The sequence below is a fragment of the Pseudomonas sp. Choline-02u-1 genome (assembly GCF_002836515.1).
Taxonomy (GTDB): domain Bacteria; phylum Pseudomonadota; class Gammaproteobacteria; order Pseudomonadales; family Pseudomonadaceae; genus Aquipseudomonas.
The window spans coordinates 16,360-32,911 of sequence record NZ_PJBC01000065.1; the positions used below are offsets into that span (position 1 = coordinate 16,360).

At 61.2% G+C, this 16,552-nt stretch carries 13 protein-coding genes; 2 read left to right on the top strand and 11 right to left on the bottom strand.

Annotated elements, in window-relative coordinates; translation table 11 throughout:
• Positions 1-82 precede the first annotated feature (82 nt).
• Positions 83-1,990 (top strand): esterase EstP, encoded by a 1,908-nt coding sequence (gene estP / locus CXF97_RS21610; RefSeq protein WP_101160843.1) that lies wholly within the window; start codon positions 83-85, stop codon positions 1,988-1,990.
• Positions 1,991-2,160: 170 nt separating this feature from the next.
• Here estP and trpE read toward each other — a convergent pair whose 3' ends face one another.
• From trpE to CXF97_RS21665, 10 genes are all read right to left on the bottom strand, one after another.
• On the bottom strand, positions 2,161-3,642 hold the full coding sequence (gene trpE / locus CXF97_RS21620) for an anthranilate synthase component I (protein ID WP_101160845.1): 1,482 nt from the start codon (positions 3,640-3,642) through the stop codon (positions 2,161-2,163).
• Positions 3,643-3,711: 69 nt separating this feature from the next.
• Entirely contained in the window at positions 3,712-4,530 is an 819-nt protein-coding gene (locus CXF97_RS21625) for a phosphoglycolate phosphatase (RefSeq protein WP_101160848.1), read from the bottom strand.
• Positions 4,527-5,201 carry a ribulose-phosphate 3-epimerase gene (gene rpe, locus CXF97_RS21630; RefSeq protein WP_007918813.1) on the bottom strand — a complete coding sequence of 225 codons (675 nt, stop codon included), beginning with the start codon at positions 5,199-5,201 and terminating at the stop codon, positions 4,527-4,529. The genes CXF97_RS21625 and rpe overlap by 4 nt, the downstream gene beginning before the upstream one ends.
• Before the next feature lie 114 nt (positions 5,202-5,315).
• Complete coding sequence (locus tag CXF97_RS21635; RefSeq protein ID WP_101160851.1) at positions 5,316-6,464, bottom strand: iron-containing alcohol dehydrogenase; 1,149 nt, start codon at positions 6,462-6,464, stop codon at positions 5,316-5,318.
• Positions 6,465-6,656: 192 nt separating this feature from the next.
• The gene (locus CXF97_RS21640; RefSeq protein ID WP_101160854.1) at positions 6,657-7,481 is read right to left on the bottom strand and encodes an ABC transporter permease; all 825 of its coding nucleotides are present in this window, start codon (positions 7,479-7,481) and stop codon (positions 6,657-6,659) included.
• Between the two features lie 12 nt (positions 7,482-7,493).
• Positions 7,494-8,741 carry an ABC transporter permease gene (locus tag CXF97_RS21645; protein ID WP_101160857.1) on the bottom strand — a complete coding sequence of 416 codons (1,248 nt, stop codon included), beginning with the start codon at positions 8,739-8,741 and terminating at the stop codon, positions 7,494-7,496.
• Positions 8,742-8,921: 180 nt separating this feature from the next.
• Positions 8,922-9,965 (bottom strand): ABC transporter substrate-binding protein, encoded by a 1,044-nt coding sequence (locus CXF97_RS21650; RefSeq protein WP_101160860.1) that lies wholly within the window; start codon positions 9,963-9,965, stop codon positions 8,922-8,924.
• A gap of 48 nt (positions 9,966-10,013) precedes the next feature.
• Positions 10,014-11,138 carry an ABC transporter ATP-binding protein gene (locus tag CXF97_RS21655; protein WP_101160862.1) on the bottom strand — a complete coding sequence of 375 codons (1,125 nt, stop codon included), beginning with the start codon at positions 11,136-11,138 and terminating at the stop codon, positions 10,014-10,016.
• 323 nt (positions 11,139-11,461) lie between these two features.
• A complete protein-coding gene (locus tag CXF97_RS21660) occupies positions 11,462-12,091 on the bottom strand; it encodes a response regulator transcription factor (protein WP_003228820.1) in 630 nt (209 codons plus the stop codon).
• 102 nt (positions 12,092-12,193) lie between these two features.
• Positions 12,194-14,587 (bottom strand): PAS domain S-box protein, encoded by a 2,394-nt coding sequence (locus CXF97_RS21665; RefSeq protein WP_101160865.1) that lies wholly within the window; start codon positions 14,585-14,587, stop codon positions 12,194-12,196.
• 73 nt (positions 14,588-14,660) lie between these two features.
• On the opposite strand from CXF97_RS21665, the gene CXF97_RS21670 reads away from it, so the two are divergent.
• Positions 14,661-15,647, top strand: a complete 987-nt coding sequence (locus CXF97_RS21670; RefSeq protein ID WP_101160868.1) for an alpha/beta hydrolase family protein — start codon at positions 14,661-14,663, stop codon at positions 15,645-15,647.
• A gap of 136 nt (positions 15,648-15,783) precedes the next feature.
• Here CXF97_RS21670 and CXF97_RS21675 read toward each other — a convergent pair whose 3' ends face one another.
• On the bottom strand, positions 15,784-16,551 hold the full coding sequence (locus CXF97_RS21675; protein ID WP_101160870.1) for a TerB family tellurite resistance protein: 768 nt from the start codon (positions 16,549-16,551) through the stop codon (positions 15,784-15,786).
• Position 16,552: the final 1 nt, after the last annotated feature.

Consider the following 16,552-nt stretch of genomic DNA (forward strand, 5'->3'; position numbering starts at 1 on the left):
ATTCGCGACCGATGGCAAAATGCCGAACGTTTTTGGTACTGTCGTTTCGTTCACCTACAACAATAAATAAACGGACTTGCTCATGATCAGACAGACGTTGTTTGTACCGCTGGCCAGCTGCGTGCTCGCACTCGCGTGCGCCCAGGCCAATGCAGCGCCCAATCCTTATTCCAGTTTCATTGTGTTCGGCGATAGCCTCAACGATGCCGGCACCTTCGCCGACACAGGCGGCCCGGCGGGTTCCACCGAGCGCTACACCAACCGCACCGGGCCGGTGTATCAGGACGGCAGCGGCGAATTGTATTCATTGAATTCCACACAGCTGCTTGGCGGGCGCCTGGGCTATTCGCCGGACCAGACAGCCTCTTCCAGTTCCGCCGTGCGTGCGGAAAACGGCCAGCCCGACGGCAACAACTGGGCGGTCGGCGGCTATCGCACCGACCAGATTCTCGACTCGATCACCACCCAATCGGCCACCGGCGAACGCACGCGCCCCGGTTATCTGCCATCAAACGGCTTTCGCGCCGACCCGAATGCGCTGTACTACATTTCCGGAGGTGGCAACGATTTCCTCCAGGGCCGCATTTTGAGCCTGCCCCAGGCCAACGCCGCAGCCGATCGCCTGGCCGACAGCGTGCAGACGCTGCAGACCGCCGGCGCGAAATACGTGATGGTCTGGCTGCTGCCAGACGTGGGCCTGACCCCGGCACTCAACGGCACGCCGCTGCAAGCGTTCAGCAGCACCCTGGCCAACCAGTTCAACAGCCAGTTGGTGACGCGCCTGCAAGGCATCAACGCCGAAGTCATTCCGCTGAACATTCCGGTGCTGCTCTCGGAAGTCTTCGCCGACCCGGGGCGCTTCGGTCTGGCGACTGACCAGAACCTGACCGCCACCTGTTTCAGCGGCGGCGGCTGCCCTGAGAACGCCCGATACGGAATCAACAGCGCCACGCCAGATCCGACCAAACTGATCTACAACGATGGCGTGCACCCGACCGAATCGGGACAAAAACTGATCGCCGATTACGCCTACTCCCTGTTGGCTGCGCCGTGGGAATTGAGCCTGCTACCTGAAATGGCCCACGGCACGGTGCGTGCTCATCAGGATGAATTGCGTAACCAGTGGCAGGCGGATTGGGAAAACTGGCAGGCGGTCGGCCAATGGCGCGCTATTGTCTCGGCCGGCGGACAGCGTCTGGATGTCGACAGCCAAAACAGCGCCGCCAGTGCCGATGGCAGCGGTTATAACCTCAACGTCGGTGGCAGCTATCGTCTCAACGAAGCCTGGCGCGTGGGCGTGGCGGCCGGTTTGTACCGGCAGAATCTTGAGGCCGGCCACAACGACTCCGATTACAAACTCAACAGCTACATGGCCACCGCGTTCGCCCAGTTCCAGCAGAACCGCTGGTGGGCCGACGCCGCGCTGACCGGCGGCAAACTCGACTACGACAACCTCAAGCGCAAGTTCGACCTCGGCGCCAGCGAGGGTGCGGAGAAAGGCGATACCGACGGCAGCCTGTGGGCGTTCAGCACGCGCCTGGGTTATGACATTGCGCAACCGGGCAGCCAATGGCATCTGTCGCCGTTTGTAAGCGCCGATTACGCCAGTGTCGATGTCGACGGTTACTCGGAAAAGAGCAACCGCGCCACGGCGCTGACCTTCGACGACCAGAGCCGCGATTCGAAACGTCTGGGCCTGGGGATTCAGGGCAAGTACAACTTCACCGCGCAGACTCAGGTGTACGGCGAATACGCTCACGAGCGTGAGTACGAAGATGACGTGCAGAAGGTCAATATCGCGCTCAATACCCTGCCGGCCAATGACTTCACCCTTGAAGGCTACACGCCGGCCAGTCACCTGAACCGCTTGAGCCTGGGTGTCAGTCACAAGCTGACGGCGGATCTGGCGTTGCGTGGGGGTTATACGTTCCGTAAGGATGATGACTTCAAGCAGCAGGGATTGAATGTCGGGGTTGTGCTGGATTTTTGAGTCGTAGATGCAAAAAAGCGGCGCCTGTCAGGGCGCCGCTTTTTTTGGCTACACACAAATCGAATGGGGGAGCGGGCTTGCTCGCGAATGCATTCGGTCAGTTGATGTAAAGGTCGACTGATCCACCGCTTTCGCGAGCAAGCCCGCTCCCACAGGGGTCGGTTGTGGGCTCAGGCGTCCGGGGTTTGCTCGGCCAGGGCGACGGCGCGGAACATTGCGCGGCGTTTGTTCAGGGTTTCTTCCCATTCCAGCGCCGGCACTGAGTCGGCGACGATGCCGCCGCCGGCCTGCACGTGCAGTTCGCCGTTCTTGATCACCGCCGTACGAATGGCAATGGCAGTATCCATGTTGCCGTTCCAGGCAAAGTAACCGACCGCGCCCCCGTACACACCGCGCTTGACCGGCTCGAGCTCGTCGATGATTTCCATCGCGCGAATCTTCGGTGCCCCGGACAACGTACCCGCTGGCAGAATCGCCCGCAGCGCGTCCATCGCGGTCAGGCCCGCCTTCAACTGGCCGGTGACGTTGGAGACAATGTGCATGACATTGGAATAACGCTCGATGACCATTTTTTCGGTGAGCTTCACCGAGCCGATTTCCGAGACGCGCCCGGTATCGTTGCGGCCCAGATCGATCAGCATCAAGTGCTCGGCGATCTCCTTGTCATCCGAGAGCAGATCTTGCTCCAGCGCAGCATCGGCTTCTTCGGTCGCGCCGCGTGGGCGCGTGCCGGCGATCGGGCGTACGGTGATCAGGTTGTCTTCGACGCGCACCAGCACTTCCGGCGAACTGCCAACGACATGGAAATCACCAAAGTTGAAAAAATACATGTACGGCGTCGGGTTGAAGCAGCGCAGCGCGCGGTACAGATCGATCGGCGCAGCCTTGAAGTCGATCGACATACGCTGCGATGGCACCACCTGCATGCAGTCGCCGGCAAGGATGTATTCCTTGATGGTGTCGACGGCTTTTTCGTAATCGTTCTGGGTAAAACTCGAGCGGAACACCGGATCGGCCGATTGCTGTTTGCTGAAGTCCAGGCCACGACGCGGGGTGATCGGCTGGCGCAGTTGCTCAAGCAGTTCCTGCAAACGCGCCTGACCGTGTTCAAAGGCATCGGCCTGCGCCGGGTCGGCCAGCACGATCGCATGCATCTTGCTGGCGAGGTTGTCGAACACCACAACAGCGTCGGAGACCATCAGCAGAATGTCCGGCACGCCCAGCGGATCGGGATTCGGGCATTTGCCCAGACGTTTTTCGACATAACGCACGCAGTCGTAACCGAAGTAACCGACCAGACCACCGTTGAAACGCGGCAGACCGGCAATGGTCGGCACGTTGTAGCGCGCCTTGAAGGTTTCGACGAAGGCCAATGGATCTTCAACGTCGTGGCTTTCGGTTTCGATGCCGTCAACGGTGATGCTGACATGATGGTCATGCACACGCAGAACGGTGCGGCACGGCAGGCCGATCATCGAGTAACGGCCCCATTTCTCGCCGCCCTGTACCGATTCGAGCAGGTAGGTGTTGGGCTGGTCGGCCAGTTTCAGGTAGATCGACAGCGGCGTGTCGAAGTCGGCCAGGGTTTCACAGGCCAGTGGAATGCGGTTATAGCCGTCAGCGGCCAGACGCAGGAATTCTTCGCGGATCATGAGGTGCCTCGTGGAATGAGGTGTAATCGGTCAGGTAGGCAAACGCGCCGGCAGGCCGGCCAGAATCAGTCAGGCGCGCCAACGCCAGCGGGCCAGGGCCTTGATGACTTTCATCCAGAGTTTGCGGGTGACCACCACGATGGCGTTTCCAGAAGGGGGTTGAACAGCGTCGGGCAACGTTATCCCACCGGCCAGATCCAGGCAACCGGGAATTAGTTTGCGCAAATCGTCGATCACCAGCGCTGGGGATTCCTCGGCAATCGGCCGGCCATGGTTGTAGCCGTAGCTCAGCGCCACACATTTGACCCCCGCCGCTTTTGCCGCCTGCACATCGCTGCGCGAGTCGCCGACGAACAACGATTGCGAGGCCGGAATGTTGGCCATTTTCATCACGAAAAACAGCGCCGCCGGGTCAGGCTTCTTCTGCGGCAAGGTATCGCCGCCAATGATCCATTTGAAGTAGCGCCCGATCTTCATCTGATCGAGCAGCGGCGCGACGAAACGCTCCGGCTTGTTGGTGATCAGCGCCATGGCCACGCCTTGCTTGTGCAGCCACTTGAGCGTGTCGCGCACACCGGGATAGACCACGGTCAGCTCATGGCTGGCGCCGTACGCTTCCATAAAGATTTCCAGCGCGCGCTCGGCCTCGGCATCATCCACCGCCGAATGATCGATGCTACCGGCCAAGGCCCGACGCACCAGCACTGGCGCGCCATTGCCGACCCACTCGCGCACCGCTTCGATGCCCGCAGGCGGGCGGCCGAGAGAGAGCAGCATGGTGTCCACGGCCGCTGCCAGGTCGGGAACCGAATCGATCAGCGTGCCATCCAGATCGAACATCACCAACCGTGGCAGTTGCCCCGGGAACAACTGCTCAAAACCGCTCATGGGCGCGCCAGTGCCAGTTCGGAACGCATCTTGTCGATGACTTCCTGATAGTTCGGCGCGTTGAAAATGGCCGAGCCGGCGACAAAGGTATCAGCACCAGCAGCAGCGATTTCGCGGATGTTGTTGACGTTGACGCCGCCATCGATCTCCAGGCGGATGTCACGCCCCGACGCATCGATGATCGCCCGCGCTTCGCGCAGTTTGTCGAGGGTACCGGGAATGAACTTCTGCCCGCCGAAGCCTGGGTTGACGCTCATCAGCAGGACCATGTCGACCTTGTCGATCACATACTTGAGCACGTCCAGCGGGGTCGCCGGGTTGAATACCAGGCCGGACTTGCAGCCGCCTTCACGGATCAATTGCAGCGAGCGATCGACGTGCAACGTGGCTTCCGGGTGGAAGGTGATGTAGGTGGCGCCGGCTTCGATGAAGTCGCCAACGATGCGATCCACCGGGCTGACCATCAGGTGCGCGTCGATCGGCGCGGTGACGCCGTACTTGCGCAGTGCTGCGCAGACCATCGGGCCGATCGTCAGGTTCGGCACGTAGTGATTGTCCATGACGTCGAAATGAACGAAGTCGGCGCCGGCGGCGAGAACGTTGTCCACTTCCTCGCCGAGGCGGGCGAAGTCGGCGGAGAGGATCGACGGAGCAATTACGAAGGGCTGCATGACGCACCTGTGCTGAGCTAAATCACGATGGCGCGCATTGTATACCTCAAGTTTCCACGCGCGCACCGGGACCGCGATGATTGGGTTGTGCCATGAGCGCTCAGCGACCCTAGCTCAGTAGGCTGCGCGGTAGATCTTTTCGATGTCGACGGCGCTGAGCTGGCGCGGGTTGTTGCGCATCAGACGCTCGATGCCGGCGGCCTCCACGGCCATCGCCGGGATCGCTTCCTCCGGCACACCAAAACTGCGCAGCCCGGCAGGGATTTCCACCGCCGCACACAAATCGGTCATCGCCTGCACGGCTTTGTCCGCCGCTTCGGCCGCACTCAGATGCGCAGTCTTCAGCCCCATGGCTTCAGCAATATCCTGCATCCGTTCGAGGCAGGCCATCTTGTTCCAGGTCATCACATACGGCAGCAGCAAGGCGTTGCTGACGCCGTGGGCAATGTTGAAGCGCCCGCCCAGCGGATACGCCAGCGCATGCACCGCGCCCACGCCAGCGTTACCGAACGCCATGCCGGCCATCAGGCTGGCGGTGGCCATGTCTTCACGCGCTTGCAGATTGGCACCGTTGGCATAGGCCTTGGGCAGCGCCCTGGCGATCAGCTTGATCGCACCGATGGCAAGGGAGTCGGTGATCGGCGAGGCATTCACCGACAGATAGGATTCGATGGCGTGCACCAGTGCATCGACACCACTGGCGGCGGTGACGCTGCGCGGGCAGGTCAGGGTCATTTGCGGGCTGACCAGAGCGACGTCCGGCAACAGATAGTCGCTGACGATGCCTTTCTTCAACTGCGCGACCTTGTCCGAGAGGATCGCCACATTGGTGACTTCGGAACCAGTTCCGGCGGTGGTGGGAATGGCAATCAGCGGCGGGCCTTTGCGTGGCACCTGATCGACGCCGAACAGGTCCTCCAGTGCCCCGTGGTAACCGGCGTAAGCGGCGACACTCTTGGCGATGTCGATGGCACTGCCGCCGCCGAGGCCGATCAAACCGTCATGCCCGCCGTCGCGGTAGGCGCGCATGCAGTCTTCGACAATGGCGATTTCCGGGTCGGGCAGCACTCGGTCGAAAATCTCGTAGTCACGCCCGCCAAGTTGCACCAACGCCAGCTCGACCGTACCGGACCTGACCAGCGCGGCGTCGGTGACGATCAGCGGATTGTCGATATTCAGACGCGTGAGCTCGGCGGCCAGTTGTTCGATGGCTGCGGCGCCGGTGATCAGTTTATGAGCGATTTTGAACTGGGACAGACTCATGGTGCGCAGCCTCTTATAGATGTGGGAGCTGGGCACAAGATTAGCTGGGGATTTGAGGTTGTCTGCTATTCACTCCATGAATGACCAACAACTACCCCTGTAGGAGCTGCCGAAGGCTGCGATCTTTTGATCTTTGTTTTTAAGATCAGGATCAAAAGATCGCAGCCTTCGGCAGCTCCTACAGGGAATGCGTCAGACCTGAGCAGTACGCAGTTTCTCGCTGCGCCCGCGCAACCATTCCAGCGTCAGCAGCAGGATGACGGAGAAGGCAATCAGCAACGTCGCCGCAGCGGCGATCGTCGGGCTGAGGTTTTCGCGAATCCCGCTGAACATCTGCCGAGGCAACGTCGCTTGCTCGGGGCCTGCGAGAAACAGCGTCACCACCACTTCATCAAACGACGTCGCAAAGGCAAACAGCGCCCCGGAAATCACTCCCGGCGCAATCAGCGGCAAGGTCACCCGGCGAAATGCGGTCAGTGGCGAAGCACCGAGACTTGCAGCCGCGCGCACCAGATTGTGATTGAAGCCCTGCAACGTCGCCGACACGGTGATGATTACAAACGGCACACCGAGCACCGCGTGCACGACGATCAGCGAAAAGAAGCTGTTGCCCAGGCCCAGCGGCGCGAAGAACAGATAACTCGCCACGCCGATGATCACCACCGGCACCACCATCGGCGAAATCACCAGCGCCATCACCAGCGATTTGCCGGGAAAGTCGCCCCGGGTCAGGCCGATCGCCGCCAGCGTGCCGAAGATCATTGCCAGCACCGTCGCGGCCGGAGCGACGATGATGCTGTTCCTCAGTGCGCGCATCCACTCCGCCGAGGCGAAGAAGTCGTGATACCACTGCAGCGAGAACCCCTGCAGCGGGTAGACCAGAAAACTCCCCGAGTTGAACGACAGCGGAATAATCACCAGCACCGGCAGGATCAGGAACAACAGGATCAGGCCGCAGAGGATCCGCAGGCTGTAGAACCACACCCGTTCGATGGGCGACATGTAAGGACTCAGCATCGCAAATTCCCCTTAGCTCAGGCGCAGGCGACTGGCGCCGACCAGCCAGCTGTAGATCAGATAAAGCACCACGGTCGCCAGCAACAGCAGCCCGCCGAGCGCGGTGGCCATGCCCCAGTTGATGCTGGTGTTGGTGTAGAAGGCGACGAAGTAGCTGACCATTTGGTCGTTCGGGCTGCCGAGCAGCGCCGGGGTGATGTAGTAGCCAATGGCGAGGATGAACACCAACAGGCAGCCGGCGCCGACGCCGGCGTAGGTCTGCGGGAAGTACACGCGCCAGAAACTGGCGAACGGGTGGCAGCCGAGGGAAATCGCCGCGCGCATGTAGGTTGGCGAGATGCCTTTCATCACGCTGTAGATCGGCAAAATCATGAACGGCAGCAGAATGTGCACCATCGAGATGTACACGCCGGTACGGTTGAACACCAGTTCCAGCGGTTTATCGATGATGCCCATCGCCAACAGCGCACTGTTGATCAAGCCGCCCGATTGCAGCAGTACGATCCATGCCGCCACCCGCACCAGAATCGAGGTCCAGAACGGCAGCAGCACCAGAATCATCAGCAGGTTGCTCTGCCGCGACGGCAGATTCGCCAGCAGGTAGGCCAATGGATAAGCAAGCAGCAGGCAGATCACCGTAATGACCAGGCCCATCCAGAAAGTGCGAGCGAAGATGTCGAGGTAGATCGCCTGATCAGGCGTAGCCGGGGCCAGTTCGCCGAGGTCGTCGATACGATGGTCGACCGCCGCCAGCAGGTAATAAGGAGTGATGCTGCTGGTGTTGCGCTTCACCGCTTGCCAATAAGCCGGATCGCCCCAGCGTTCATCGAGCGCTTCCAGCGCTTCTTTATAAGAAGCCGGTTCGCTGGCGAACGGCAGCGCCCGGGCAGTTTTGGTCAGCAGGCTGCGATAGCCGGCCAACTCCATGTTCAAGCGCTTGGACAGATCGCCCAGCGTCTGGTTTTTACGCGCCTCGGCGAGGTCTTCGCTGGCAGCCTTGTACACCGGCTCGGCAGGCAGGCCACGGCCGTCCCAACTCGCAATGGCCGTGACGGTGCGCGGCATGCCGCCGACCACTTCGGGGTTGCCGACGCTTTTGTAGAGCAGCGCCACGATCGGCACCAGAAACACCAGCAACAGAAACAGCACCAGCGGCGCAATCAGCGCCTGAGCTTTCCAGCGGTTGACCCGCTCGGCGTGCCTGAGCTTCTGCTTCAAGGTGGGGCTGGCGCCCTCGTTCAGGGGAACGGCGATGGCCATGACGTACTCCGTAAATCTTTGGATGGGCGGCATCACACATAGCGATACCGCATTACATCAACACACAAGAAACACATCGCACCTGTAGGAGCTGTCGAGTGCAACGAGGCTGCGATCTCTTGATCTTGAAAGGCAAAGTCAAAAGATCGCAGCCTGCGGCAGCTCCTACCGGGCGAAGGATTACTTCGCGGCCCAGGAATTGAAGCGTTGTTCCAGTTGCTCACCGTTGTCAGCCCAGAAGCTGACGTCGATCTGCACCTGGTTGGCGATGTTTTCCGGGGTGGTCGGCATGTCCTTCAGGACGTCCTTGGCCAACAGCGGTACGGCTTGGGTGTTGGCCGGGCCGTAGGCGATGTTTTCCGAGTAGGTCTTCTGCTGCTGCGGCTGCACCGAGAAGGCAATGAACTTCTTCGCCGCTTCGGCACGCTTGGCGTCCAGACCTTTCGGGATGGCCCAGGCGTCGAAGTCGTAGATGCCGCCGTTCCACACGACTTTCAGGTTGGATTCTTTCTGCACCGCAGCGATGCGACCGTTGTAGGCCGAGCTCATCACCACGTCACCGGAAGCGAGGTATTGCGGCGGCTGCGCGCCGGCTTCCCACCACTGAATGCTTGGCTTGAGCTCATCGAGTTTCTTGAAGGCGCGGTCCTGGCCACCCTTGCTCGCCAGCTCTTTGTAGACGTCTTTCGGCGCCACACCATCGGCCATCAAGGCGAATTCGAGGGTGTATTTGGCGCCTTTGCGCAGGCCACGTTTGCCGGGGAATTTCTTCGTGTCCCAGAAATCAGCCCAGCTTGTGGGTGCGGTTTTCAGTTTGTCGGCGTTGTACGCCAGGACGGTCGACCAGACGAAGAAGCCTACGCCGCACGGCTGAATCGCGCCTTTGACGTAGTCTTCGGTCTTGCCGAACAGCGCCGGGTCGAGTTGTTCGAACATGTCTTCGTCGCAACCACGGGACAGCTCTGGCGATTCCACTTCGACCAGATCCCAGGACACGCTCTTGGTGTCGACCATGGCTTTGACCTTGGCCATTTCGCCGTTGTACTCACCGGCAACGATCTTGCCGTTGCCCGCCGCTTCCCACGGTGCATAGAAGGCTTTGACTTGCGCTGCCTTGTTCGCCCCGCCAAACGACACCACGGTCAAATCCGGGCCGGCAGCCATCGCGCCGCTCGCACCCATCAGGCCCAGGGTCAGGGCGGTGAACTTCAGGGATCTCAACATTTATTGTTCTCTCCACGTGCAGGGTTGGTGTTGGTATTGCCGGGGCGCTTAGTGCGCCTCTAAAAGCGGATCGAGCGCACGAACGTGCTCAACCTGCCAGCCAAGCGGTACCACGTCGCCGACGCTAAGCGCTGGATCAAGCTCGGCAATCGGTTGTTTCACGAAGAAGTCGGTCTTGCCGCAGACTTCCAGGCGCACCCGGACGTGGTCGCCCAGATAGATGAATTCCGCCACCCTCCCTGAGAAGCGGTTGACGCATTGATCGCTCGAACCGTTGAGGCTGACCCGCTCCGGACGGATCGACAGGGTCACTGGCTCGCCGGTCTGGCCGACATTGACCGCCAGCGCCTCGACCTTCTCGCCACGGCCCAGCTCGACCACGCAACGCTCGCCGCTCTGGCTGAGCAGACGACCGTTGAGGCGGTTGTTCTCGCCGATGAAGTTAGCGACGAAGGTGTTTTTCGGCTCTTCATAAAGCGTACGTGGCGGAGCAATCTGCTGGATTTCACCTTGGTGAAACACGGCGACACGGTCAGACATGGTCAGCGCTTCGCCCTGATCATGGGTCACGTAGACCACGGTCACGCCGAGGCGCTGGTGCAGGTGTTTGATTTCCATCTGCATGTGTTCGCGCAGTTGCTTGTCGAGTGCGCCCAACGGTTCGTCCATCAGCACCAGTTGCGGTTCGAACACCAAGGCGCGAGCCAATGCCACACGCTGTTGCTGACCACCGGACAACTGCGCCGGATAGCGTGAAGCGAACGCATCGAGCTGGACCATGCTGAGGACTTTCTTCACCCGCTCGCTGACGTCGCTCTTGTTCAAGCCACGCACGGTCAACGGGAAGGCGAGGTTTTCCGCGACGGTCATGTGCGGGAACAGCGCGTAGTTTTGAAACACCATGCCGATGTCGCGCTTGTGCGGCGGCACGTTGTTGATCGAGCGCCCGGCCAAGAGGATTTCGCCAGCAGTCGGCGTTTCAAAACCGGCGAGCATCATCAGGCTGGTGGTCTTGCCGGAACCGGACGGCCCGAGCAGGGTGAGGAATTCGCCTTTGCGAATGTCCAGGTTGAGGTCTTTGACGATCAGGTTCTCGCCGTCGTAGCTCTTCTGCACACCACGAAAGCTGACCAGCACATCACTGGTCCCTGCGCTTGTATCGACCTGGCTCATACCCACACCTTTGTTGTTGATGACTGCTTGTTCATCAAGCCTAGTGGCTGGCGCCAGCCACGCAAATCGGGGCGCAGGAGAGAATCGCTTAAGTGCAATGGAAGGTTGGGGGTAGGGATTGCCCTACAAGGATGGCGTTAATGGATAAAGCAATGGTGAGCGGCAAGCTGCGAGCCGCAAGTAAAGGCAAAAGCGTTTGTCGCTAACAGATATGCCAACGCGGTCTCATGTAGGAGCTGCCGAAGGCTGCGATCTTTTGACCTTGCTGTTTATAAGATCAAAAGATCGCAGCCTTCGGCAGCTCCTACAGGTGCGGGACGGGTTCAGAGGAGTTTGTGCTCCATCGCATATTTCACCAGTTCGGCCAGCGAGGTGATGTTGAGTTTCTGCATCAGCCGCGCTTTATGGGTGCTGATGGTCTTGCTGCTCAGGGCCAGTTGTTGAGCGATGTCGTTGACGTTGGCGCCCTGGGCCAGGCGCTCGAACACCGAGAATTCGCGCTCCGACAACAGCGAATGCAGCGGCCGGGTATCGGTCAGGCCAACTTCGAAAACCATGCGGTCGGCCAGCTCCGGATCGATGTAACGACCACCCGCAGCAACTTTGCGGATCGCCGTGAGCAGCAGCGCCGGATCGCTGTCCTTGGTCGCATACCCGGCCGCGCCGACCTTCAATGCGCGCGCAGCCATTTGCGCTTCGTCGTGCATCGACAGCACCAGAATCGCTGGCGGATTGTTCAGCGCGCGGATACGCGGGATCGCTTCCAGGCCGTTGACGCCGGGCATGGAGATGTCCAGCAGCACCACCTCGCACGGCACGCTGCGCAGGGTTTCGAGCAGTTGCTCACCATTGCTCGCCTCTCCCACCACTTGCAGATCCTTGGCCAGGCCGATCAATTGCTTGATGCCCTCGCGGACGATGGTGTGGTCTTCGGCTACCAGTACACGGATCACTTGGATTTCCTCGATATTTGCATGAAGCGAAAAGATCGCAGCCTTCGACAGCTCCTACAGGGGTATGCGATCAGTGCAGGAGCTGCCGAAGGCTGCGATCTTTTAGCGATCTACAGGCACCCACACCTTAAGACTGGTGCCCTCCCCCGGCTCGCTCACCAGCTCCAGCCGCCCGCCCATGATCAGCACCCGTTCACGCATGCCGACCAGGCCAAATGACGTCGGCCGACCCTCGGCGGCGACAAATCCTACGCCATCATCGCTGACCGTAAGGCACAATTCGTCGCTCGCAAGCGCCAGCGTCAACTCCACCGTATGCGCCTGGGCATGACGCATCACGTTGGTCAGCGCCTCCTGCAAAATCCTGAACAGCCCCACCGCTTTGGCATCGCTGAGCGCCGGCAGGTTATCCGGCACCTGCACCAGACACGGTATCTGCGTGCGTGCCTCGAAGCGTCGCGCCTGCCACTCGATCGCCGAGGCAATGCCGGCATCAAGAATCGGCGGGCGCAACGCCGTCGCCACATCACGGACCAACTGAAACAACTGCGCGATCAGGCGTTTCATGCTGTTGAGCCGCTCCTGCAGACCCGGATCGAGTTGCGCATAAGCCAGTTCGCACATCGAAGTTTCCAGTTTCAGCACGGTGAGCATCTGCCCCAGCTCATCATGGACTTCGCGGGCGATGCGCGCCTTCTCTTCTTCGCGCACGCTTTCAAGGTGCGCCGACAGTTCGCGCAATTGCTCGCGCGAGGCGGCCAGTTCAAGCTCGATGCGCTTGCTTTCGCTGATGTCCCAGACAATGCCGTCCCACACGTAGGCGCCGTCCTCCAGTTGCCGGGTGATCGCCTTGATCTCGGCCCAGCGTTGCTGGCCCTGACGCGTGAGGATGCGTCCCTGCCACGACCAGTCGCTGTCACTGTCGAGGGCCTGATCCTGGGTGCGGTGATAACTGGCCTTGTCATCCGGGTGGACCAGACCGCGCAGGCCCATGTCGCGATGGGCGATGGCGGCCGGGGCGTACCCGACCAGATTTTCACTGCCTTCGCTGATGTAGGCGAAATCGATCTGCCCGGTGACCGGCGCCCGCTCCAGCCGAAACACCAGGCCCGGAACGTTGGCGGCAATGCCTTGCAAACGTGCTTCGCTTTCCTGCAAAGCGGCGAGCGCGCGGCGGCGGTCGGTAACGTCGGTGAGGTAGACCACCAGATATTCACTGTCGCGAAAACGCAGAAAACTCAAAGACACGTCCGCCGGTAACACGCTGCCATCGGCGCGCAGGCAACTGGTTTCGAAACTCAGCGGCCCCTCTTCACTGGCCCGTGCACGCTTCCACAGATTGAGCCAGCGGTCCATGTGCAGGCCGGGCTCGAAATCGATCAGCGGCCGTTCAATCAGCCCGCCCGAGGGATAACCGAGCATGTTTTCCGCCGCGCGGTTGGCGTAGCGCACATGGCTGTCCCAATTGACCCAGAGAATGCCGACGGTGCTTTGATCGATAGAAAACTGCGTCAGCCGCAGCGCTTCTTCACTGGCCGTGCGCATCGCGATGTCTTCGCGGGCGCTGAGCAGGCGCTGTTCAAGGTTGTGCTGTTGGCGCCGCTGCCAGAACACGATCGCCGCGCAACTGAGCAGCATCACCGCGAACAACAGGCTGAGGTTCTGCCAGAACCCCGGCGACTCGGTCAGCCGCGGATATTTTGGCTGCAGCCATTGGTTGTGCAGTTGTTCCAGGTCCTTGGCCGGTATTGCGCGCAAGCCACTCTGGACGATGCCGGCCAGTTCCGGCCAGTCGCGCCGCGAGGCCACGCGCAGCAATTGCGGCAGGCCGATATCGCCGACCACCACCAGTTCGGCGAACTCCGGCTCCACCGACAGCCGGCCCAACTGCGCTTCGTCGATCACCGCGTAGGAGGCCTGCTGACTCAGCAGCAACTGCAAGGCCTGACGCTCCAGCGGCACGCCTTGCAGATTCAGGTGTGGATAGTTGCTGCGCAGATAATCGGCGGTGCTGCTCGGCATGCGTACGGCGACGCGAGTCTGGCTGTCGAGCTTTTCCAGATCGACCGCACCGCTGCTTTTCTGGTCGCTGACCACCAGTTGCGGCACGCGCATGTACGGGTCGGAAAACAGCCAGAGGCGCAGCGCGCTCGGGGTCTGGCTCAGGCCCGGGGCGATGTCGATCTCGCCCTCGCGCAACGCATTTTCCAGTGCACCGAGATCCTGAAAGTTGCGCCAGCTCAGTTCAACGCCCAGGGTTTTGGCGAGCAGTTTCATCAACTCGACGTTGGCCCCGGACAGTCGCTGCAGGCGCCGATCGTAGGTCGCGTAGGGCGCCTGCAGAACCAGGCCGACGCGCAACTCATTGTGCTGCCCCAGCCATTTCTGCTGGCTCGGCGTCAGCTGTGCGACATGTGCCGATGGCGCAGGCGCCGCCCAGCCCATCAAGGGAAACCACAAACAGCCGATAACCCACAGGCAGCAAAATCGCTTCATTGAAGTCTCATACACTGACAAATTCTGACCAACCCATTAGGCTGCCGGGATACTTTCTGGCCTGGAATAACCGATGCCCTCTGTCTACCGCCTGGCACTGCCAGCATTGTGCCTGTCGCTGATCCTGCCTTGTGCGTTTTCCGTCGAAACCGCCGACCCGGCGCCCGCCGCCACGGATAAACCCGCTGAAGAACAACCGGCGCAGCGCCAGCCACTGCTTGAGCGTAGTCAGGAAGAGGCCGCCGCACTGCAACGTAAACTGCCGGCGCAAGAGCAGCAACAACTGCAGGCTGGCAGCGACACTTTCCTGGCCTTGTGGAAACCGGCCAACAGCGCCGACCCCAAAGGTGCGGTGATCATCGTTCCCGGTGCCGGCGAAACCGCCGACTGGCCGCAGGCAGTCGGCCCGTTGCGACGCAAATTGCCGGATGCCGAGTGGAGCAGCCTGAGTATCACCCTGCCGGATCTGCAAGGCGACGCCATTGCTCCGCGCGTGATCGAACCGACCGCCGCGCCGAAAGCTGCGGAGACCGCAAGCAAGGACGCCACCACCGCGCAACCGATCGAGCAAGCCGCTGGCGGTGAAGCGGAAGTTGCCGAGCAGGTGGTCGCCGAGACCCGCGAAGAACAAGCCAGGGCCGATGCCGATCGCATTTTCGGGCGGATCGACGCGGCGATTGCCTACGCCGAACAGCAGAGCGCGCGCAGCATTGTCGTGCTCGGTCACGGCACCGGCGCCTACTGGGCGGCGCGTTTTCTCAGTGAGCGGCAGACGCCGCAGGTGGAGAAACTGGTGATGGTTGATGCGCAGGCACCGGCCAAGGCCCTGCCGCCACTCGCCGAACTGACGCCGACACTGAAGCTGCCCACGGTAGATATTTTCTACATGGACAAAGCGCTCGATCGCAATGCGGCGCTGGAGCGCATGCAGGCGAGCAAACGCCTGAAGACCTCGGCGTTCAGCCAAGTGGCGCTGAAGGTGTTGCCGGACAAAAAGGCCGAGCAGGAACAACTGTTTCGGCGGGTGCGGGGTTGGTTGAACCCTCAGGCTGTTGACTGACTGTCACACCGAGTCGCCCTGATTCGCGAGCAAGCCCGCTCCCACATTCACCCCTGTTCCTTCAGATAGAACACGGCTAAATGTGGGAGCGGGCTTGCTCGCGAAGGGGCCCTTGCAGGCGCCACATCTTCAAGGGTCAGCGAAAATCCCGCCGCTCGCGAATCAACGTATAGGCATGGTGCAATTCCCGCGTACGTTCGGTCGCCTCACGCACCTGCGCCGGGGTCGCGCCGCTGCCGGCGATCTTGTCCGGGTGATGGCGACTGAGCAAACGTCGGTAAGCGCGCTTGATCTGCGCCGGCTCGCTGCTCGCCGACACCCCAAGCAATTTCATCGCCTCCTGATAACTCACCGCTGCACTGACAATCGGCCGCTTGCCCGGTTCATAATCGTTGGCCAATGCCTGCACCTGCTGCGGCGTCCAGCCCAGCCACTTGCCCCACTGCGCCAGCAACTCGCGTTCGCTGACCCCGGCGCGACCATCGGCCCAGACCATGCGCCAACAGGCGCGCAACACACCTTCGGCTGCATGCGGTTGCGCACTCAAGCGGCGCAGATAGCCGCGCAGATTGTCGCTGCCGGACTTGCCGCGATTGAATGCGGCAATGGCCCGCCGCGTCGCCGGCTCGCTCATTTCCAGTGAGCGCATTTCATTGCGTGCCTGCTGGATATGCCCGTCAGTGACACGCCCATCGCTCTTGGCCAGACGCCCGAGCAACACGAACAGCAGTTCGTCGTTGCGCAGCATCGGCCGGCCGCCGAGCTTTTCGCGTAAGTGTCCCCAGCTCTGCAGGTGCAGGCGCCGATCCAGCGCCTGTCCCAACAACGCCCCAAGCATGGCCCCCGGAATGCTGGCAATCGCATAGCCCACTCCGGCTCCAATCAGAGTCCCTGGCCACAGCATT